The following is an 18,595-nucleotide window of genomic DNA, read 5'->3' on the forward strand; positions in this document are numbered from 1 at the left end:
CATGGCCAAGAGCACCCCCGCCCGCACGAAGAAGGACCGAGGCGCCAAGAGCGGGCGCCCCGGCGCCCGCTCCGGGAAGGCCGCGCGCGCGACCTCCGCGACGGACGCCGCCAACGCGTGGCGCCAGCGGGTCAGCAAGGACGCCGCCGCGACGATCGACACGGTCATGGCCCACGTCCAGGCCGTGGCCGAGCAGCAGCTGGCGCAGCACGGGGCGTTCCCCGCCTTCCTCGTCACCGCACGCAAGGACGGCGAGTACGAGCTCGACAGCCTGCCGGCCGAGGACGCGGAGGAGCTGAGCCCCGAGGCCGCCCTGGACGCCCTGCGGGCGCGGGCGGTGGAGCTGCGGGACGACCTCCTCTGCGCCGCGGTCGCCTTCCCCGTGACCCTGCCGGACCGCTCCGGGCAGACGGCCGTGGCCGTGGAGACCCAGCACCGGGAGGGCGAGTCCCTGACGGTGATCCAGCCGTACCGGGTCAAGGGCGCGGAGCGCTCCGTGAGCTTCGGCGACGCCGGGGCCGAGCCCGCCGAGCCGTGGCTGTGGACCCGGCCCGAGCGCACGCCGTGAGCTGAGCGCACGCGCGGCGCCGTGCCGGTGCCCACCGGGCACGAGAGAGGGCCCCTCCGTTCGGAGGGGCCCTCTCTCGTGCTCTTGCGCGGCGCGGCCGCGCGGTGCCTGTCCGGTGGGGATCAGGCGGGGATGTTCAGCACCTGGCCGGGGAAGATCAGGTTCGGGTCGGCGATGGTGCCCTCGTTCGCGGCGGCCAGGGCCTCCCAGCCACCCTCGACGCCCAGCTTCTGGGCGATGATGGAGAGCGTGTCGCCCTGGACCACGGTGTAGGTCTCGCCGGACACGGCGGTCGGGGCCACGGCGGCGGCGGGGGCCACGTACTCGACGACCGGGGCCTGGACGGCGGCCGGGGCCTCGGCGGGAGCGGCCATGGGGCCGGGCTCGGGGGCGGCGACCGGGGCGGGGGCCGGAGCCTCGATCGGGGCCGGAGCCTCGACCGACTGCGGGGTCACCACGGAGGCGGTGCCCATCGGGTTGGCGGAGGGAGCGGCGGAGCCGGACAGGCCCAGCTTGGCGGAGCAGGCGGGCCATGCGCCCCAGCCCTGGCCGTCGAGGACGTTCTCGGCCACGGCGATCTGCTGCGCACGGGAGGCGTCCTGCGGGGCGCCCTGGCCACCGAAGGCGGCCCAGGTGGAGGGGGTGAACTGCAGGCCGCCGGAGAAGCCGTTGCCGGTGGCGGTGTTCCAGTTGCCACCGGACTCGCACTCGGCGAGGGCGTCCCAGGTGGAGGCCGGGGCGGCGTTGGCCGGGAGGGCCATGGCGCCCACGGCGGTCCCGCCGAGGATCAGAGCCGCGGCACCGCGACGGACGTTGCGACGAACAGCGAAAGCGTTGGTCATGATGCTCCCTGGGCCACCTGCGCTCGTTTCCGTCCCCGGATGTCTTCGCGCCGTCGTCTACCCGTCAAGGTGTTGGTGGGTAAGTGCTTACAGGTGTCTGCCCTTCAGACGACGTGCGGTGTTACGGCAGCACCCAGCATGGTGTCGTGGCGCGCCGGGATTCGGACTCCAGGCACACCGGATCCCCGGAGGTGTCCTCGGGGAAGCTGTTTATCACGATAGCGTAACGATTTTCGTTGCGCCACCCCTTTTGGCTCGTCGTGAGGTATCACACATTCGCAGCCTGCAGGGGTCGCCGGCCCGTGATGGACGCCGGCTCCGGAACGTGCGTTCCGGGAAGCGGAGGGCATGCCCTCGGGAAGAACGCTTCAAAGGTCACGCTATGGCAACTTTTTGGTCTCGGTCAAGTTACGAGAGCCATCTCACACCGCCGGTGGACCGGGCCCTGCTCCGGGCTCAGCCCGGAATGCCGGGCTCGCGGGCGGTGATCCACGCCGCGAGGCGGGCGTCGGCCGGCACCTCGCCCGCCGCCGGGGAGGGCAGCTCCGGCCGGGTCACGAGCGCACCGGCTTCCTCGGCGATGAGCGCGCCGGCGGCCCAGTCGTGCTCGTGCAGGCCCTGCTCGCCGTACCCGTCGAGCGCGCCATCCGCGACCATGCACAGGTCCAGGGCCGCCGAGCCCAGGCGCCGCATGTCCGTGTAGTCCCGCATGGTGGCCAGGAAGGCCGGGAACTGGCGCTCCCGCCGGGTGGCGTCGAACGAGAACCCGGTGCCGTAGAGCCGGCCCGGCCGGTCCGGCACGGGGCCCTCGAGCCGGCGGGACGTCCCGTCCGCCTCCACCCACGCGCCGGCTCCGCGCACGGCGAAGTAGGTGCGGCGCAGGGCCGGGGCGTTGACGGCGCCCACGAGCCAGTTGCCCTGGGCGTCGGCGGCGGCCACGGACGTGCAGTAGTAGACGATGCCCCGGATGAAGTTGGTGGTGCCGTCGAGGGGGTCCACCGACCAGCGGACCCCGGAGGGGTGCTCCGGCCGGTGCGTGCCCGACTCCTCTCCGGTGACCGTGTCGTGCGGGCGGCGGTCCAGGATCGTGCGCAGCACGGCCTGCTCGGCGGCGACGTCGAAGCGGGTGACCCAGTCCCCCTCGCCGGACTTGCCGGTGACCCCCAGCCGGTCGGTGTCGCGGCCCCGCAGGACCTCCGCCCCGGCCTCGGCGGCCGCGAGGGCCAGCTCCAGGAGCTCCTCCAGGTGGGCGCCGGTCGGGCCGAGGCCCTCCAGCGCGTCGTCGTGGCGTCCCATGCTCAGGCCCCGTCCTCGTCGTCGGTGTTGCTTCCGGGGTCCGCTCCCGTGCCGGCCGGGGCGTCCTCGGGCGCGCTCCCGGCCGCCCCGGAGAGAGCGTCGGGCCCCTCGGCGAGGAGCCGCTCGAATCCGGCCTCGTCGAGCACGGGCACGCCGAGCTGATCGGCCTTGTCCAGCTTGGTGCCGGCGTTCTCGCCCGCCACCAGGAAGTGCGTCTTCTTCGACACGGAGCCGGAGGCCTTGCCGCCGCGCACCAGGACCGCCTCCTTCGCGGAGTCGCGGCTGAAGCGTTCGAGGGTGCCGGTGATCACCACGGTGGTGCCCTCGAGGGTCCGGGGCACGGACTCGTCCACCTCGTCCTCCATGCGCACGCCCGCGGCCGCCCAGCGCTCCACGATCTCGCAGCGCCACGGCTCGGCGAACCACTCGGTGAGCGCGGCGGCGATCACGGGCCCCACGCCGTCGGCCTGGGCCAGGGTCTCCTCGTCGGCGTCGCGGATGGCCGGCAGCGAGCCGAAGGCCGTGGCCAGGGACCGGGCCGCGGTCGGGCCGACGTGCCGGACGGACAGGGCCACGAGCACGCGCCACAGCGGCTGGGCCTTCGCCTTCTCGAGCTCCTCGAACAGCTTGCGGGTGGTGGCGGTGGGCTCGGACGGCTTCTTGGCCGTGCCCTTCGTCCAGAAGTAGGGCACGAGCTCGGTCTCGCCCGTGGGCGCGCCGCGCGACCTCTTCTCCCGCCGGATCCGCACCTCGCGCAGGTCCGCGGGCGTGAGGTCGAACAGGTTCGCCTCGCTGGTCAGCGGCGGGGACTCCGGCTCGTCGGGCCGGGTCAGGGCGAGGGCGGCCTCGTAGCCGAGGGCCTCGATGTCGAACGCGCCGCGGCCGGCGGCGTGGAAGACCCGCTCCCGGAGCTGGGACGGGCAGCTGCGGGCGTTGGGGCAGCGGATGTCGACGTCCCCCTCCTTGGCCGGGCGCAGCTCCGTGCCGCAGGACGGGCAGGAGGTGGGCATCACGAACTCGCGCTCCGTGCCGTCCCGCAGCGCCACCACGGGCCCCACGATCTCGGGGATCACGTCCCCCGCCTTGCGCAGCACCACGGTGTCCCCGATGAGCACGCCCTTGGCCTTCACCACGTCCTGGTTGTGCAGGGTCGCCATCTCCACCGTGGACCCGGCGACCCGCACCGGCTCCATGAGGCCGAACGGCGTGACCCGCCCGGTGCGGCCCACGTTGACCAGGATGTCCTTGAGCCGCGTGTGCACCTCCTCGGGCGGGTACTTGTAGGCCACGGACCAGCGGGGCACCCGGGAGGTGTGCCCGAGCCGGAACTGGGTCCGGCGGTCGTCGACCTTGACCACGATGCCGTCGATCTCGTGGATGAGGTCGTGGCGGCGGCGGCCGTACTCCTCGATGAACGCGAGGACGTCCTCCGTGGTCGGCAGCACCTTGTAGTACGGGCTGACCGGCAGGCCCCACCGCTCGAGCAGCTCGTAGACCTCGGACTGGGTGTCGGCGTGCAGGCCCGTGGCGGCGCCCACGCCGTGCACGTACATGGACAGCCGGCGCCGGGCCGTGACCTCCGGGTCCTTCTGCCGCAGCGAGCCCGCCGCGGCGTTGCGCGGGTTGGCGAAGGGAGCGCGACCCTCGGCCACGATCGCCTCGTTGAGGGAGCGGAAGTCGCGGGAGGAGATGAACACCTCGCCGCGGATCTCGACCTCCTCGGGGACGTCCTCGCCGGCGAGCGTGGTGGGGATGGTCGCGATGGTGCGCACGTTGTGCGTGACGTCCTCGCCGGTGGTGCCGTCACCCCGGGTCGCGGCCCGCACGAGCTCGCCGTCGCGGTAGAGCAGGTTCACGGCCAGCCCGTCGATCTTCAGCTCGGTGAGCCACGCGGACTCCGGGGCGTCCGGCAGCGCCTCGATGGAGGCGGAGGCCTTGGCCAGCCAGGCCGTGAGCTCGTCGACCGAGAAGACGTCCTCGAGGGAGTACATCCGCGCGAGGTGCGTCACCGGCGCGAACGCCGCGGAGACCTCGCCGCCGACCTCCTGGGTGGGCGAGTCGTTGGCCACCAGCTCGGGGTTCAGCGCCTCGACCTCCTCGAGCCGCCGGTAGAGCTCGTCGTACTCCGCGTCCGAGATGGTGGGTGCGTCCTCGACGTAGTAGGCGGTCCGCGCCGCGCGCACCCGGTCCACGAGCTCCGCGTACTGCTCCTTCAGGTCCTCGCTGGGCGGGGCGGGGTTGAGGTCCTGGCCGGTGGCGTCGACGGGCCGCGCGTCTGTCCTCTGCTGTGGGCTCACCCGACCATTGTGGCCCACGCGCCGGACGGGGCCGTCGACCGGCTCCGCGGCGGCGGGTCAGCCGTCCAGCCGCGCCACCGTCCCCGTGAAGTGCGGGCGCCTGCGCCGCGGGTCCCACCCAGCGAAGCGCGAGCCCCGCCAGCCGGCGCCCCGCCCGTCGTCGGTGATCGCGACCGCCACCGTGCCCGGGAGCAGGACGGGCGCCGCGAACTCCACCGTCCAGCGGAAGGCCACCCCGGGCGGCACCTCCACCTCGGCCAGGGTGCGCGAGGCGGAATACATCCCGTGGGCGATCGTCCCCTTCATGCCGAGGGCCCTGGCGGTGGGGCCGGAGAGGTGGATCGGGTTCCAGTCCCCGCTCACCGCCGCGTAGTCCCGTCCGGTGCCGGCCGTCAGCCGCCAGTGCCCGGTCGGCGCCGGAGGCACGAACTCCTCGCGCGGGGCGTCGCCGGCCGTCCCGGGCACGCGCACGTTCTTGGCGAGGTAGGTGGACCGGCCCGTCCAGACGGTCTCGCCGTCCTCCCGCGCAAGGCGGGCGACGACGTCGACCTGGGCGCCGGACCGGTGCGGACGCAGCCGCTCGGCGGAGGCGGTGACCATGAGGTCCTCCGCCACCGACACGGCGCCGCGGTGCTCGACCTCGTTGGCCAGGTGCACCATCCCGAGGACCGGCAGCGGGAAGTCCGGCCGGGTCAGCACGCTCATGGCCACGGGGAAGGCGAGGGCGTGCAGGAAGCCGGAGAAGGCCTCCGTCCCGCCAGGGCCCTCGCGCAGCGGCGCGCCGACCGTGCGGCAGAACCCCTCGTGGCCGGCGGGGTCGACGACCACGCCCTCGACCACGTGCGCCACCGCCGGCAGCTCGAGCGGGGCGGCGCTGTCGCCGCAGCGACGCCGCCCCGCCGGGAGGCCGGGCATCCGGCCGGGCAGCCGTTCGGTGAGGGCGCCCTGCAGCAGGCGGCCCGCCGCGCCCGCCGCGGCGCGGGCGTAGAGCCCGCCCAGGGAGGGGACGTCGGTGAGGACCACGGTCTCGTGCCGGTCGGGGTCCATGCTCACGCCCCCACCAGGTTCTGGCCGCACACGCGCAGTGTCTGCCCGTTGACGCCGCCGGCGGCGTCCGAGGCCAGGAAGAGGACGGCCTGGGCCACGTCCTCCGGCAGCCCGCCCTGCTGCAGGGAGTTGAGCCGGCGCGCGACCTGGCGGCGGGCCGCCGGCATCCGGGCGGTCATCTCCGTCTCGATGAACCCGGGGGCCACGGCGTTGATGCTGCCGCCCCGCCGGGCCAGCAGGGGCGCGGTGGCGGCGACCATCCCGATCACCCCGGCCTTCGAGGCGGCGTAGTTGGTCTGGCCGCGGTTGCCCGCGACACCGCTCGTGGAGGCCAGGGAGACGATCCGCGGGGCCTCGCCCAGTCCCTCGCCCGCCAGGAGCTGCTCGTTCATCCGCAGCTGCGACTCGAGGTTCACCGCGAGCACCGCGGCCCATCGGGACTCGTCCATGTTGGCCAGCAGCTTGTCCCGGGTGATCCCGGCGTTGTGCACCACCACGTCCAGGTGCCCGAAGCGCTCGCGGGCGAGCCCGAGGATCTTCTCGCCGGCGTGCGCGTCCGTGACGTCGAGCTGGAGGGCCACGGCACGGATCTCGTTGGCCAGCGCGGCCAGGGGCTCGCCGGCGGCGGGGACGTCCACGACGACGACGCGCGCGCCGGCGCCGGTGAGCGTGCGGGCGATCTCCGCGCCGATGCCGCGGGCCGCGCCGGTGACGGCGGCGACCCTGCCCCGCAGTGGTGCCTCCCAGTCCGCGGACAGGGCTCCGGCGTCGTCGCCGACCGTCACGAACTGCCCGGAGACGAAGGCGCTGCGCCCCGAGAGCAGGAACCGCAGGGCACCCAGCACGCTGGGGGCCTCGGGGGCGACGCCCTCGGCGAGCAGGACGCCGTTGGCGGTGGCCCCGGCGCGCATCTCCTGGGCGGTGGAGCGCAGGAGGCCGACGACCGCCTGGCGGGCCGCGGCGACGACCGGGTCGAGCGGCTCCGCCGCCGCGGGCGTCGCCGAGGCGGCACCCGTGCCGATGCCCGGCGCGGGTCGGGACACGGTGACCACCCGGCCGCCGGGGGCGAGCGAGCGCAGCGGCCCGCCCAGGCCGAGCGCGGGCTCGGCCAGGTCGGCGGGCCGGGCGAGCTCGGTCAGGGCCAGCACCACGGCCCCGAACCGGTGCACGTCGTCGGGGTGGCGCCGCACGTCGAGGTCCCAGCCGAGCAGGGCCGCGGCGATCCGGTCGGCCTCCTCCCCCCGTCCCAGCACGAGGACGGGGCCGGGCACGAGCGGGTCCCCGGCGCGGTGGCGGCGCAGCCGGGCGGGGGCGGGCAGCCCGAGCTGCCGGGCGAGCCTGCCGCCGGGGCCGGAGCTGACGAGGTCGAGATAGGTGTCTGCCATGGGGGTGGGGTCCTTGCTGTGCGGATCGGGCGGAGCGGTGGGAACGCCGGGGGCGTGGCCTCAGCGGGCCTCGAGGACCGCGGTGACCCCCAGGCCGCCGGCGGCGCAGACCGAGACGAGCCCGCGGGCGGGGCGGCCGGTCTCGTCGGCGCGCTCGCGCAGCAGCTTGGCGAGGGTGCCGACGATGCGCCCGCCGGTCGCGGCGAAGGGGTGCCCGGCGGCGAGCGACGAGCCCGTGACGTTGAGCCGGCTCCGGTCCACGGTGCCGAAGGCGCCGCCCAGGCCCAGCCGCTCGCGGCCGAACTGTTCGTCCTCCCACGCGGCGAGGGTGGCGAGCACGGTCGCGGCGAACGCCTCGTGGATCTCGACGAAGTCGAAGTCGTCGAGGGCCAGGCCCTGGCGGGCCAGCAGGCGGGGGACGGCGTAGGCGCCGGCCATGAGCAGCCCCTCGTCGCCGTGCACGAAGTCGACGGCGGCCGCCTCGACGTCCACCACGTCGGCGAGCACGGGCAGTGAGTGCTCCGCGGCCCAGTCCTCGGACGCGAGCAGCACGGTCGAGGCGCCGTCGGTGAGGGGCGTGGAGTTGCCCGCCGTCATCGTGGCCTCGGCGTCGAGGGACTTCCCGAACACCGGCTTGAGCCCGGCGAGCTTCTCGACGGAGCTGTCCGGGCGGAGGTTGTTGTCCCGGGACAGGCCGCGGAAGGAGGTGACGAGGTCGTCGAAGAACCCGCGCTCGTAGGCGGCGGCCAGGTTGCGGTGGCTCGCGGCGGCGAACTCGTCCTGCGCCTCGCGGGTGATCCCCCAGCGGGCGGTGGTGAGGGCCTGGTGCTCGCCCATCGACAGCCCCGTGCGCGGCTCCCCCGTGCCGGGGGCCACCGGCTTGAGGTCCGCCGGGCGCAGGCCCGCGAGGGCCTTGAGCTTCTGCTGGGTGCTCTTAGCCCGGTTGAGCTCGAGCAGGGTCCGGCGCAGCCGCTCGCTCACCACGACGGGGGCGTCCGAGGCCGAGTCGACGCCGCCGGCCACGGCCGAGTCGATCTGGCCGAGCCGGATCTTGTTGACCAACGTGGAGACGGCCTCCATGCCCGTGGCGCAGGCCTGCTGCACGTCGAAGGCCGGGGTGCGCGGGTCCAGCACCGAGCCCAGCACGGACTCGCGCGTGAGGTTGAAGTCCTTGGGGTGCTTGAGCACGGCGCCGGCGGCGACCTCGCCGATCCGCTCCCCGGCGAGGCCGTAGCGGGCGGCCAGGCCGTCGAGGGCGGCGGTGAGCATGTCCTGGTTGCCGGCGTTCGCGTAGGCGCCGTGCGCCCGGGCGAAGGGGATGCGGTTGGCGCCGACCACGACGGCGCGGCGGGCCACGCCGGTGCGCCCGGCGCCGCTGGGGGTCGTGTGCTCGGCGGTCGGCTCGACGGTCTGCTCGGGGGTGGACTCGCTCACAGGGAACTCCTCGGTGGTGTTGTGATGATGATCACGTCACGAACGACAATACCTGATACTCTGGGTATCGTGAAACAGGTCGACGCCACCGATTCCGCCGCTCCGGGCGGCACGCCCGCCACGGACGGCCGCTCCTCGCGCTGGGCCCGGCACCGCGCGCAGCGCCGGATCGAGCTCATCCGCACGGCGCGCGGCGCCGTGGACGAGCTCGGCGCGCAGGCGTCCATGGAGGAGATCGCCACCGCGTGCAAGACCTCCAAGTCCGTCTACTACCGGTACTTCGGGGACAAGGCGGGTCTGCAGCGGGCGGTCGGCGAGTACACCGTGACGCGGATGCGCGACCGGCTCGAGGAGGCGGCCCGCGCGGCCGGCTCCTTCGAGGACTCGGTCGAGGCGATGGTCGCGGAGTACCTGCTCAGCATCGAGCGCTCGGCGTCGGTGTACCGCTTCGTCGTGGCCCTCGCCCCCGACCCCGGACGCTCCCGGCAGGACCGGCACCGGGCCGAGCGGCCCCGCGGCGAGCGCTCCGGCAAGGAGGACGCCCCCGCCGAGGACGGCGGCGAGCGCTGGCTGCTCCAGGAGTTTGCCGAGTCAGTCAGCGGACTGCTCGCGGAGGCCCACGTGCGCCACACCCCCGCCGAGCGCCGGCTGGAGGAGCCGGTGCTCAGCTACTGGGCCGCGTCCACGATCGGCATGGTGCGCGGCGCCGGCGAGGCCTGGATGAACACGCCCGAGGGCACGCAGCGCCCGTCCCGCGAGCGGATGACGGAACTGATCGTGGGCTGGGCCGTCGACGGCCTGCGCCCGCCTGGCGCGCCCGTGCCGGACCAGCCGCCCACCTGACCACCACCCGGGCCGGCGCGGACCCCCGCCGGCTCCGACCACCCCGTGACCGCACCGGCCACCGCCGGTCACCCACGACAGGAGCAACCATGACCACCACCGTCGACCGACCGACCACCGCCGGACCCGGCACCGGATCCGCGGCCGGCTCCACCTCCGCGGACAGGCCCGGGATCCCGGCGCCCGCCGTGGACGTCGCCGCCCTCGGCGAGGTGCTGCTCGGGCGCTGGGCCGAGGTCCGGCGCGAGACCCGCCGGATGCTGCTGGACGAGCGGCTGCACCAGCAGCCGAACCTCACCTACCAGGACCACCGCGAGCGCGTGCTGGGCCAGCTGCACCTGCTGGTGGAGCAGGGCACGATGAGCCGGGGGCTGCCGGAGGAGTACGGCGGGAACAACGACCCGGGCGGCAACGTCTCGGGCTTCGAGGAGCTGCTGCTCGGGGACCCCTCGATGCAGATCAAGGCCGGCGTGCAGTGGGGCCTGTTCGGTTCCGCGGTGCTCAACCTCGGCACCGAGGAGCACCACCGGCGCTGGCTCGCGGACATCCGGGACCTGAGGATCCCGGGCGTGTTCGCGATGACCGAGATCGGCCACGGCTCCGACGTCGCCTCGATCGGCACCACCGCCACGTACGACCCCGCCACGGAGGAGTTCGAGATCCACACCCCCTTCACGGCGGCGTGGAAGGACTATCTCGGCAACGCCGCCGTGCACGGGCGCGCCGCCGTGGTCTTCGCCCAGCTCATCACGCTCGGCGTGAACCACGGCGTGCACGCGTTCTGGGTGGACCTGCGGGACGAGGACGGGAACTTCCTGCCCGGCGTGGGCGGCGAGGACGACGGCCACAAGGGCGGGCTCAACGGCATCGACAACGGCCGGCTGCACTTCACCCGCGTGCGGATCCCGCGCACCCACCTGCTGGACAAGTACGGCGCCGTGGCCGCGGACGGCACCTACAGCTCGCCGATCGCGAGCCCGGGCCGCCGGTTCTTCACGATGATCGGCACCCTGGTCCAGGGCCGGGTCTCCCTCGACGGCGCGGCCGTCCTGGCGAACAAGGCCGCGCTGAGCATCGCGATCCGCTACGGCAGCGAGCGCCGCCAGTTCAACGCGTCCTCCGACATCCAGGAGGAGGTGCTGATGGACTACCAGCAGCACCAGCGGCGGCTGCTGCCGCGACTGGCCGAGACCTACGCCATGCACTTCGCCCACCAGGAGCTGCTGCACAAGTACGACGACGTCTTCTCGGGCCGCGAGGACACCGACGAGAACCGGCAGGACCTCGAGACCCTGGCGGCGGCCCTGAAGGCGCTGTCCACCTGGAGCGCCCTGGACACCGTCCAGGAGTGCCGCGAAGCCTGCGGCGGCGCGGGGTTCCTGACCAAGAACCGGCTCACCTCCCTGCGCCACGACTTGGACGTCTACGCGACGTTCGAGGGCGACAACACGGTGCTGCTGCAGCTCGTGGCGAAGCGGCTGCTGTCCGACTGGGCGGACGAGTTCAAGCACGTCGACGTGGGCGTCATGGCCCGCTACGTGGCGGGCCGGGCCACCGAGGCCACCTACCACCGGTCGGGGCTGCGCAAGCTCGGCCAGGCCTTCCGGGACACCGGGGACGTGCGCCGCTCCGTCAACGCCCTGCGCGAGGAGTCCGCGCAGCGCGCGCTGCTCACGGACCGCGTGGAGACCATGGTCGCCGAGATCGCGGAGAACCTGCGGCCCAGCGCCAAGCTCCCCCGGGCGGAGGCCGCGGCGCTGTTCAACGAGAACCAGTACAAGACCATCGCCGCGGCGCGCGCCCACGCCGAGCTGCTGCAGTGGGAGGCCTTCACCCGCGGCCTGGAGCAGGTCGAGGACCCGGGCACCCGCACGGTGCTCACCTGGCTGCGCGACGTCTTCGGGCTGCGGCTCATCGAGAAGAACCTCGCGTGGTACCTCGCCCACGGCCGGCTGTCCATGCGGCGCGGGCGCAGCCTCGACGAGTACATCGACCGGCTGCTCGCCCGCCTGCGCCCGCACGCGCTCGACCTCGTGGCCGCGTTCGAGCTGGAGCCGGAGCACCTGCGGGCCGAGATCGCCACGGGGATCGAGGCGCGGCGCCAGGAGGAGGCGGCCGAGCACTACCGGCGGCTGCGCGCCTCGGGCAGCGCCCCGGTCAAGGAGCGGGCCCTGCGCAAGGACACCGCCACGCCCGCCGCCGGGGCACCCGGCGAGAAGGCCCCGGAGGAGGCGAGAAAGGAGCGCCGGGCCGAGAAGCAGTCGGAGCGGCGCACGGAGCGCCGGGCCGAGCGCCAGCACGAGCGGCGGCTCGCGCTCAAGCCGCGCAAGCTGGCGGCGCGGCGGGCCGCGGCGTCCGGCGAGCCGGCCGCCGAGCCCGCCGCGAAACCGGCCCCGGAGCGCTCCGCCGGCACCGGGGGCGCCGCGGGCGCTCCCGTGACGCAGGGCGCCTGACCCGCCGTCACCCGGCGACGCCGCCCCGGAAGCACCGGGGCGGCGTCGTCCGGTCCGGGCCCGCACCGCGGGCGGGACCGGGGAGCGCCCTGCGGGAGACGGCTCGCCCGGTGACGGCTCAGCGGGAGACGGCACCGGAGAGGAGGCTGTCGATCTGGCCCATGGCCTCCCGCATGCCCTCCTCCATCCCCATCGCGGACATCTGCTCGAGCTGGTCCGCGCTCTCGAAGGTCGAGACCGTGGTCATCCGTGTCCGGCCGTCGACGGCTTCGAACGTCACGACGCCGTGGGTGGTCCCCAGGGTCGGGTCCGGCTCGCCGTCCTCGCCCGCGAAGCCGTCGTCGAACTCCAGCCGGTTCGGCGGGTCCACGGCGGTGACCGTCCACCAGCCCCGGGCCTTCTCCCCGTCCGGGCCGGTCATGTAGTAGCGGCACCGCCCGCCCTCGGAGAGCTCGTGCTCCTCGAAGGTGGCAGGCCACTCGGGCGGCCCCCACCAGCGCTCGAGCTGACGCGGGTCGGCCCAGACCTGCCAGACCCGCTCGACATCCGCGGCGAACTCCGCGACGAACGTCAGCGTCAGCGCCTCCGTGTCCTTGTGCACGTCCATGACCGGCATGTCCTGCTCCCTTCCTACTGGGTCCCCCGGTTCCCGGGGGGCGCCTCCTCGGCGAGGAGGCGCTCGATGGCGCGGGCACGCCCGCGCCAAATCTGTTCGTAGTCCTCCAGCAGCCCCGCCGCCCGGCGCAGCGTGGCCACGTTGCCGCGCACCACCTGTTCCCGGCCGCGCCGCTCCTTGGTGACCAGCGAGGCCCGCTCGAGCACCGCCACGTGCTTCTGCACCGCCGCGAAGCTCATCCGGTAGTGCCCGGCCAGCGCGGAGACCGACTGCTCCTGCCGGAGCACCCGTGTCACGATGTCCCGTCGTGTCGTGTCCGCGAGGGCCTGGAAGATGCGGTCGACCTCGTCGTCCGTCAGCTCATTTTGTACAACCATTTGGTTGTAGATTAGGGCGCCCAGCGCACCGTGACAAGAGTTCCGCGCCCGTGGACGGAATGTGACTCCACGGACCACGGACGGCACCGCGGGCCGCTCAGTAGAGGCCCGCCGTGCCGGTCAGGTGGCGGTGCAGGCCGTGGGCCACGACCGTGTTGCCGAGTGCGTTCAGGTGCCGGCGGTCCGCGGCGACGACCGAGCGCGGGGGGAGCCCCTGGGCCAGCCACCGGCGGTCCGCGGCCGAGGCGCCGATCCGATATGGCCGCAGACCCGGCAGGGCCCACAGGCCGGGATCCCGCAGATCGGCCATGGTGTCGTAGAACCGGTCGCCGTACTCGTCCCGGTGGGCCGCGTTCACGCCGCGCACCTGCTCCCACCCCGCCGTGCCGGGCCGGTCGGCCGCGGTGTGCCAGTGGCCCATCACCACGGACGTGTCCGGCTCGACCCGCCACGCCGCACGGGTGTCGGAGAGGACCTGGTCCGGGTCCTCGATGTTGTTCTTGCCCGTCCACAGCAGGTGGACGTGACCCCGGTGCTCCTCCTCCAGCGCCGTGCGCCACCGCGCCGCCGACGCGGGCGCCACCTCGAGCTCGGACCCGGGAACCACGCGGCGCAGCACCACGTCGCCCTGGTCCCGCCCCACGGCCTGAATCGTGCACGGCAGCCCGGAGACGGTGCCCGGGATCGGGAGGTGGACGCTGGGCACCCGCCCGTCCACGGTGGGCACGACCAGCGACCCGTGGGACGGGATCCGCCCGACCCCGTAGCCGGAGCCCAGTCGCGGCAGGTAGGGGTGGGCGCTGCTGCGCATCGACAGGGTCTGCCACGACCGGTCGCCGCTGACGGCGCGCGAGGTTCCGGGCGCCTCCAGCAGCTGCGAGAGCAGGTCGTCGATGCGCACCGCCGGGAAGCCCCGCGGGCGGTCCCTGTGCAGCGCGCTGGCCGCCGAGGAGGAGCCCCAGAGCACGAACGGGCGCCGGCCGGCGGAGGTCTCGGCCAGGGTGCCCCCGAGGACCCCGGAGGCGGCGAGCACGAGGCCGGAGAGGACGAAGGAGCGGCGCGAGACAACCATGTTCTCAAAGGTAAACAGGCCTGGTGGGGGCGGTGCCGATGTGACGGATCATGATGCCTCCCTTCTTCGGGGGACGCGGCCGCCCCGCGGGGTGCGCCGCTCAGAAGCCGGGGGCGTACTCCCCCGGCCGCACGGCGTCGGCCACGATGACGGTGACGTTGTCCCGCCCGCCGGTGCGCAGCGCGGCCTGCAGCAGGACGTCGGCCGCCTCCTTCGGGTGGGGCACCGCGGCGAGCACCCGGGCCATGTGCGCGGGGCTCAGCTCGTTGGTCAGGCCGTCCGAGCACAGCATCAGCCGGTCCCCGTGCCGGGCCGGGAGCACCCACACGTCCGGCTCCCAGACCTGACCGGTGCCCAGGGCGCGGGTGATCACGTTGCGGCGCGGGTGCACGAGCGCCTGCGCGGAGGTGAGCTGCCCGATCGACACCAGGTACTGCACCTCCGAGTGGTCCACGGTCAGCTGCTCGATCATCGGCTCGCCCTCGTCCTCGCCGGCACGGCCCCCGGACTGGGGCGCGACCAGCCGGTAGGTGCGGGAGTCGCCCGTGTTGAACACGACCCACAGCATGCGACCGTGAATGTGCATCAGCCACACGCCGGTGACGGTGGTGCCCGCCCGGCCCTCGACGGCGTGCTGGATGTGCTGGTCGGCCTGCCACAGCACGGAGCGGACGCGGCGGACGGCCTCGATCGCGTCGTCGGGGATCTCGGGGTCCAGGCGCAGCTCGCGCTCCACGGTGGCCCGGAACCGGGCGATGTCCCGGGGCGGCTCCGGCTCGAGGACCTCGAAGGACCGGAAGTCCTCCAGCTGGAACAGGGGGGACGCCCCGAGGGTGCGCACGCACAGCGCGCTCGCCACCTCGCCGGCCTCGTGCCCGCCCATGCCGTCCGCCACGGCGCACATCGCGGCCGTGACCACCAGGGCGTCCTCGTTGGACTCCCGGCGCAGGCCCCGGTCCGTGGACGCGCCCGCGCGGATGACGAGGGGCGCGTTCATTCGAAGTCGACCTCCAGCCCGGGACCGGCGCCCTGGGAGAGCGCGACGGGCTGGACGTCGCCGAAGCCCCGCACGTTGCGCGTGGGCTGCGGCAGGAGGATGAAGCGGTCGTCGCCGGAGAGCACTGCGGCGGTCGAGGCGTCCACGAGCACGGAGCCCGGCTCGGTCAGCGAGACGAGCCGGGAGGCCAGGTTCACCGTCGGCCCGTAGATGTCCCCGAGCCGGGGCAGCACGCGCCCCCAGACGAAGGCCACGCGCGCCTGCGGGAGCTCCGGGTCGTCGCGGATGGCGCGGGCCAGGGCCAGGGAGATCTGGGCCCCGCCCTCGGGGGTCTCGGCGAGGAACATGACCTCGTCCCCGATGGTCTTGATGAGCCGGCCGGCGCCCACGGCGATCACCTCGGCGCAGCGGTTCTCGAAGCGCTGCACGAGGTTCGCCAGGGTCCGCTCGTTCATCTGCCGGGACAGCGAGGTGTAGGAGACCAGGTCGGCGAAGCCCACCCCGCGCGCGAGCGGGAGGATGGAGGACGCCCCGTCGTCGGACGTGGGGCCGGTGGCGGTCGAGCCGTCGGGTCGCTCCACGCGCATCGCCAGCCGTTGCACGGCGGCGTTCATCTGGCGCCGCCACGAGTAGACCAGAAGGTTCTCGATCGCGTCGATGAGGTCCGGCAGCAGGTGCAGCAGCTGCCGGCGTGCGGCGGCGTCGGTCATGCCCCGGTGGACGACCATGTCCTCGACGAGCGCCTCGACCTGCCACACCACCATGCGGTCGGTCATCTGCCCGATCGAGCGCACCAGGGACAGGGCCGCCTCCTCGGTGACCCGCTCCTCCAGCACCATGGTGGACAGCACCCGGAGGGCCTCGGAGTCCCGCTCGGTGAACCAGAGGTCGTCGTCGGTGAGATTGGGGAAGCCCAGGGCCCGCCACACCTTCCGCGCCGACAGCAGGGACAGCCCGCCCCGGCGCGCGGCCTCCCGGCGGCGCAGGTCGCGCTCGGAGCCCAGCAGGGTCCGTTCGAGGGCCTGTACGGCGGCCTTGGACTCGTCCGAGCGGTAGAGGTTGGCCTGGACGGGGTTGTGCAGGTTCAGGTTCAGCTGTGCCGTCTGGGGGCCGAGCACCGGCTCGCCCTGGGTCTCCGGGTCCTCACTCGCCACACGTCACTCCTGTTCCTGGTGGACGGCCCGCCGGCTCCACGGTCGGCGCGGGGCGACGGACGGGCCCGGGCGCGGTGCCACGACCGCGTCGCGGTCCACTCTAGTGGGACGGACCCCCGGCGCACCCCCGCCGGATCCGGGATCCCCGGCCCGGCCGGCGCCGCCGCCCGCCCACTCGTCCTCGGCGGCCCGGCGGATCAGCCCGGCCAGGCGCTGCGCCTCCGGGGCGTGCTCCAGGCGCAGGCCGCCGAAGGGCCCGAAGTCGGCCACCACGCGCCCGTCGTGCCGGCCGAGGGCCGGGCTGCGCCGGCGCTCCACGGAGACCCGGCGCAGCTGGTGCAGGGGCAGCGACACGGTCCTGCGGGCCCCGCCCGGGCGCACCAGCACGAGGTGGCGGGTGGTGAGCACGTAGCGGGTGCGCCACCAGCGCAGGATCGGGCGCAGGCAGCTGCGGAGCACCACCCAGCCGGCCACGACGAGCAGGGTGAGCTCCACCCCGGCGTGCACCGTGGTCCACGGCTCCGCCACGGGCCGCCAGCGCAGCTCGAGGGCCCGCTGGGCGAACGAGAGCGCGAACACCGTGAGCAGCAGCACCAGGAAGGGCCGGGTCAGCCGCGCGCCGTGGGCGCGTGTGGACACGAGCACGCGCTCCCCGGGCTGCAGGGCGGGACGGGCGGACACGCTCAGACCGTCCCGGGGGCGTCCGGCGCCGGGCGCAGGTGCACCACGTCGCCCGCCGTCACCTCGCGCTGGGCGCCGCCGGCCTCGCGCACCAGCAGGCCCCCGTGCTCCCCGAGTCCCGTCGCGGTGCCCGTGACGGGCGCGGCTCCGCCGGGGAGCTCGGCGCGCACCGGTCGCCCGAGGGTCTCCATCCGCTCGGTGATCCGGGTGCGCAGCGTCCCTCCGGGGCGCACGGCGGCGGCCGGGTCCGCACAGAACTGCCGGTAGAGCGGGACGAACGCGCCCAGCACGGCCTCCAGGACGGCGGCGCGCTCGACCTCGCGGCCGGTGACGCGGCGGACCGACGTGGCCGTGTCCACGGGCAGCTCCTCCTGGGCGACGTTGATGCCGGCGCCCAGGACCACCGCCGGGGGGCGCTGCTCGTCCAGGACGAGGCCCGCGAGCAGACCGGCCACCTTGCGCCCGTCCACCAGGACGTCGTTGGGCCACTTGATCAGCGCGCCCGCCGCCGCGAGCCCGTCCAGGGCGTCGACGACGGCCGCGGCCATCAGCAGGGTCAGCCACGGGTAGTGCTGGGTGGGCAGCGGGCGGCCGCGCCCGTCGGCCGGGCGCAGCAGGACGCTGAAGGTCAGCGCGGTGCCGGGCTCGGTGGTCCACACCCGGTCCAGCCGGCCGCGCCCCGCACTCTGGTGGCCGGTGAGCACGAGGGACAGGTCGACCCACGGCCGGTCCGGGCGGGACCCGCGCGCCTGCCGGGTGACGGCGGCCGTCAGGTGCTCGTTCGTGGAGCCGACCTCGTCCAGGACGTCGATCCGCCCCAGGCCGAGGTCCGCCAGCGCTGAGAGCACGGCGGGGGCGCGCAGGTCGGCGGCGCAGGGGTCGGGCACGGTTCTCCTCGGTCGGTCGTCGGGCATCGGTCGTCGCGGGCCGGTCGTCGCGGTCCCGGGCGGGCGGTGCTGTCCGGCCGGGCACCGTCCGCGTAGTGTTCGGACCGTATCCACAGTAGTAGCCCGGTTCCCCGGGAACCGGCTGGACGGTCCCGTCCGGCCCGGCGGGGCCGCGGCACGACCCACAGGAGCCATCGTGAGCGCAGCCGAGAACCGCACGACGTTCGCCGTCACCTACGTCTACGGCGGGCCCGCCGACGTCCTGGCCGCGCGCCGGCCGGAGCACCGGGCGTACCTCGGCGGTCTCGTGGAGCAGGGGCACCTGCTCGCGTCCGGTCCGTTCGACGACGACGGTGCGCCCGGCGCGCTGCTGGTCTTCGCCGTCGAGGACGCCGCGGCGGTCGAGCGGCTCACCGACGAGGACCCGCTGGTGCGCCACGGGGTGGTCACCGAGCGGACCGTCCGCCCCTGGAAGGTGGTCCTCGGCCGCGTCGGCTGAGCACCGTCCCGGTGTCCCCGGCCCCGGGCGCGGATTTTGTAGGAGTTCTACAACGGAGGCCCGCGCGGCCGCCGACTAGAGTGAGCAGGTCCCCTGACCACCCCGGACCGGACCGATCGGCCCGCCGGGCCGGCCGCGTACCAGACC

At 74.7% G+C, this 18,595-nt stretch carries 17 protein-coding genes; 4 read left to right on the plus strand and 13 right to left on the minus strand.

Translation table 11 applies throughout. The annotated features are described in order from the left end of the window. Nucleotide 1: 1 nt before the first annotated feature. Nucleotides 2–568, plus strand: a complete 567-nt coding sequence (locus tag ACFYE1_RS03785; RefSeq protein ID WP_387740096.1) for a hypothetical protein — start codon at nt 2–4, stop codon at nt 566–568. Between the two features lie 122 nt (nt 569–690). Here ACFYE1_RS03785 and ACFYE1_RS03790 read toward each other — a convergent pair whose 3' ends face one another. From ACFYE1_RS03790 to ACFYE1_RS03815, 6 genes are all read right to left on the minus strand, one after another. After that, nucleotides 691–1,410, minus strand: a complete 720-nt coding sequence (locus ACFYE1_RS03790) for a transglycosylase family protein (RefSeq protein WP_387740099.1) — start codon at nt 1,408–1,410, stop codon at nt 691–693. A 456-nt stretch (nt 1,411–1,866) separates the two neighbouring features. Continuing rightward, nucleotides 1,867–2,706, minus strand: coding sequence for an inositol monophosphatase family protein (locus ACFYE1_RS03795; protein WP_387740100.1), 840 nt, complete (start codon nt 2,704–2,706; stop codon nt 1,867–1,869). 2 nt (nt 2,707–2,708) lie between these two features. After that, nucleotides 2,709–5,003 carry an NAD-dependent DNA ligase LigA gene (ligA, locus tag ACFYE1_RS03800; protein ID WP_387740102.1) on the minus strand — a complete coding sequence of 765 codons (2,295 nt, stop codon included), beginning with the start codon at nt 5,001–5,003 and terminating at the stop codon, nt 2,709–2,711. 57 nt (nt 5,004–5,060) lie between these two features. Then, on the minus strand, nt 5,061–6,050 hold the full coding sequence (locus ACFYE1_RS03805; RefSeq protein WP_387740254.1) for a MaoC family dehydratase: 990 nt from the start codon (nt 6,048–6,050) through the stop codon (nt 5,061–5,063). Nucleotides 6,051–6,052: 2 nt separating this feature from the next. Next, complete coding sequence (locus tag ACFYE1_RS03810) at nt 6,053–7,435, minus strand: 3-oxoacyl-ACP reductase (RefSeq protein WP_387740103.1); 1,383 nt, start codon at nt 7,433–7,435, stop codon at nt 6,053–6,055. A 60-nt stretch (nt 7,436–7,495) separates the two neighbouring features. After that, nucleotides 7,496–8,869: an acetyl-CoA C-acetyltransferase gene (locus tag ACFYE1_RS03815; protein ID WP_387740104.1), complete on the minus strand. Its 1,374-nt coding sequence runs from the start codon at nt 8,867–8,869 to the stop codon at nt 7,496–7,498. A gap of 69 nt (nt 8,870–8,938) precedes the next feature. Between ACFYE1_RS03815 and ACFYE1_RS03820 the strand changes: the two genes are divergently transcribed. Beyond that, nucleotides 8,939–9,712: a TetR/AcrR family transcriptional regulator gene (locus ACFYE1_RS03820; RefSeq protein ID WP_387740107.1), complete on the plus strand. Its 774-nt coding sequence runs from the start codon at nt 8,939–8,941 to the stop codon at nt 9,710–9,712. An 89-nt stretch (nt 9,713–9,801) separates the two neighbouring features. Further along, entirely contained in the window at nt 9,802–12,165 is a 2,364-nt protein-coding gene (locus ACFYE1_RS03825) for an acyl-CoA dehydrogenase family protein (RefSeq protein WP_387740109.1), read from the plus strand. Between the two features lie 118 nt (nt 12,166–12,283). Here ACFYE1_RS03825 and ACFYE1_RS03830 read toward each other — a convergent pair whose 3' ends face one another. From ACFYE1_RS03830 to ACFYE1_RS03860, 7 genes are all read right to left on the minus strand, one after another. Beyond that, on the minus strand, nt 12,284–12,781 hold the full coding sequence (locus tag ACFYE1_RS03830) for an SRPBCC family protein (protein ID WP_387740112.1): 498 nt from the start codon (nt 12,779–12,781) through the stop codon (nt 12,284–12,286). A gap of 14 nt (nt 12,782–12,795) precedes the next feature. After that, nucleotides 12,796–13,158, minus strand: a complete 363-nt coding sequence (locus tag ACFYE1_RS03835; protein ID WP_387740113.1) for an ArsR/SmtB family transcription factor — start codon at nt 13,156–13,158, stop codon at nt 12,796–12,798. Nucleotides 13,159–13,255: 97 nt separating this feature from the next. Further along, nucleotides 13,256–14,230, minus strand: coding sequence for a hypothetical protein (locus ACFYE1_RS03840; RefSeq protein ID WP_387740115.1), 975 nt, complete (start codon nt 14,228–14,230; stop codon nt 13,256–13,258). A gap of 100 nt (nt 14,231–14,330) precedes the next feature. Beyond that, nucleotides 14,331–15,227: a PP2C family protein-serine/threonine phosphatase gene (locus ACFYE1_RS03845; protein WP_387740117.1), complete on the minus strand. Its 897-nt coding sequence runs from the start codon at nt 15,225–15,227 to the stop codon at nt 14,331–14,333. Next, a complete protein-coding gene (locus tag ACFYE1_RS03850; RefSeq protein ID WP_387740119.1) occupies nt 15,224–16,381 on the minus strand; it encodes an adenylate/guanylate cyclase domain-containing protein in 1,158 nt (385 codons plus the stop codon). Before ACFYE1_RS03850 ends, ACFYE1_RS03845 begins: the two co-directional genes overlap by 4 nt. A 3-nt stretch (nt 16,382–16,384) precedes the next feature. After that, entirely contained in the window at nt 16,385–17,062 is a 678-nt protein-coding gene (locus ACFYE1_RS03855; RefSeq protein WP_387740122.1) for a hypothetical protein, read from the minus strand. Nucleotides 17,063–17,064: 2 nt separating this feature from the next. Further along, nucleotides 17,065–17,949: a biotin--[acetyl-CoA-carboxylase] ligase gene (locus ACFYE1_RS03860; RefSeq protein WP_387740125.1), complete on the minus strand. Its 885-nt coding sequence runs from the start codon at nt 17,947–17,949 to the stop codon at nt 17,065–17,067. 196 nt (nt 17,950–18,145) lie between these two features. Between ACFYE1_RS03860 and ACFYE1_RS03865 the strand changes: the two genes are divergently transcribed. Continuing rightward, entirely contained in the window at nt 18,146–18,448 is a 303-nt protein-coding gene (locus ACFYE1_RS03865; RefSeq protein ID WP_387740127.1) for a YciI family protein, read from the plus strand. The last annotated feature ends 147 nt before the right edge of the window (nt 18,449–18,595 follow it).

It is taken from the genome of Kocuria nitroreducens (assembly GCF_042879195.1).
GTDB lineage: Bacteria > Actinomycetota > Actinomycetes > Actinomycetales > Micrococcaceae > Kocuria > Kocuria nitroreducens.

Coding starts and splice junctions, on each gene's coding strand:
- ACFYE1_RS03810 (WP_387740103.1), bottom strand. CDS start 7,435: ATGGCAGACACCTATCTCGACCTCGTCAGCTCCGGCCCCGGCGGCAGG.
- ACFYE1_RS03835 (WP_387740113.1), bottom strand. CDS start 13,158: ATGGTTGTACAAAATGAGCTGACGGACGACGAGGTCGACCGCATCTTC.
- ACFYE1_RS03795 (WP_387740100.1), bottom strand. CDS start 2,706: ATGGGACGCCACGACGACGCGCTGGAGGGCCTCGGCCCGACCGGCGCC.
- ACFYE1_RS03840 (WP_387740115.1), bottom strand. CDS start 14,230: ATGGTTGTCTCGCGCCGCTCCTTCGTCCTCTCCGGCCTCGTGCTCGCC.
- ACFYE1_RS03790 (WP_387740099.1), bottom strand. CDS start 1,410: ATGACCAACGCTTTCGCTGTTCGTCGCAACGTCCGTCGCGGTGCCGCG.
- ACFYE1_RS03845 (WP_387740117.1), bottom strand. CDS start 15,227: ATGAACGCGCCCCTCGTCATCCGCGCGGGCGCGTCCACGGACCGGGGC.
- ACFYE1_RS03830 (WP_387740112.1), bottom strand. CDS start 12,781: ATGCCGGTCATGGACGTGCACAAGGACACGGAGGCGCTGACGCTGACG.
- ACFYE1_RS03825 (WP_387740109.1), top strand. CDS start 9,802: ATGACCACCACCGTCGACCGACCGACCACCGCCGGACCCGGCACCGGA.
- ACFYE1_RS03805 (WP_387740254.1), bottom strand. CDS start 6,050: ATGGACCCCGACCGGCACGAGACCGTGGTCCTCACCGACGTCCCCTCC.
- ACFYE1_RS03785 (WP_387740096.1), top strand. CDS start 2: ATGGCCAAGAGCACCCCCGCCCGCACGAAGAAGGACCGAGGCGCCAAG.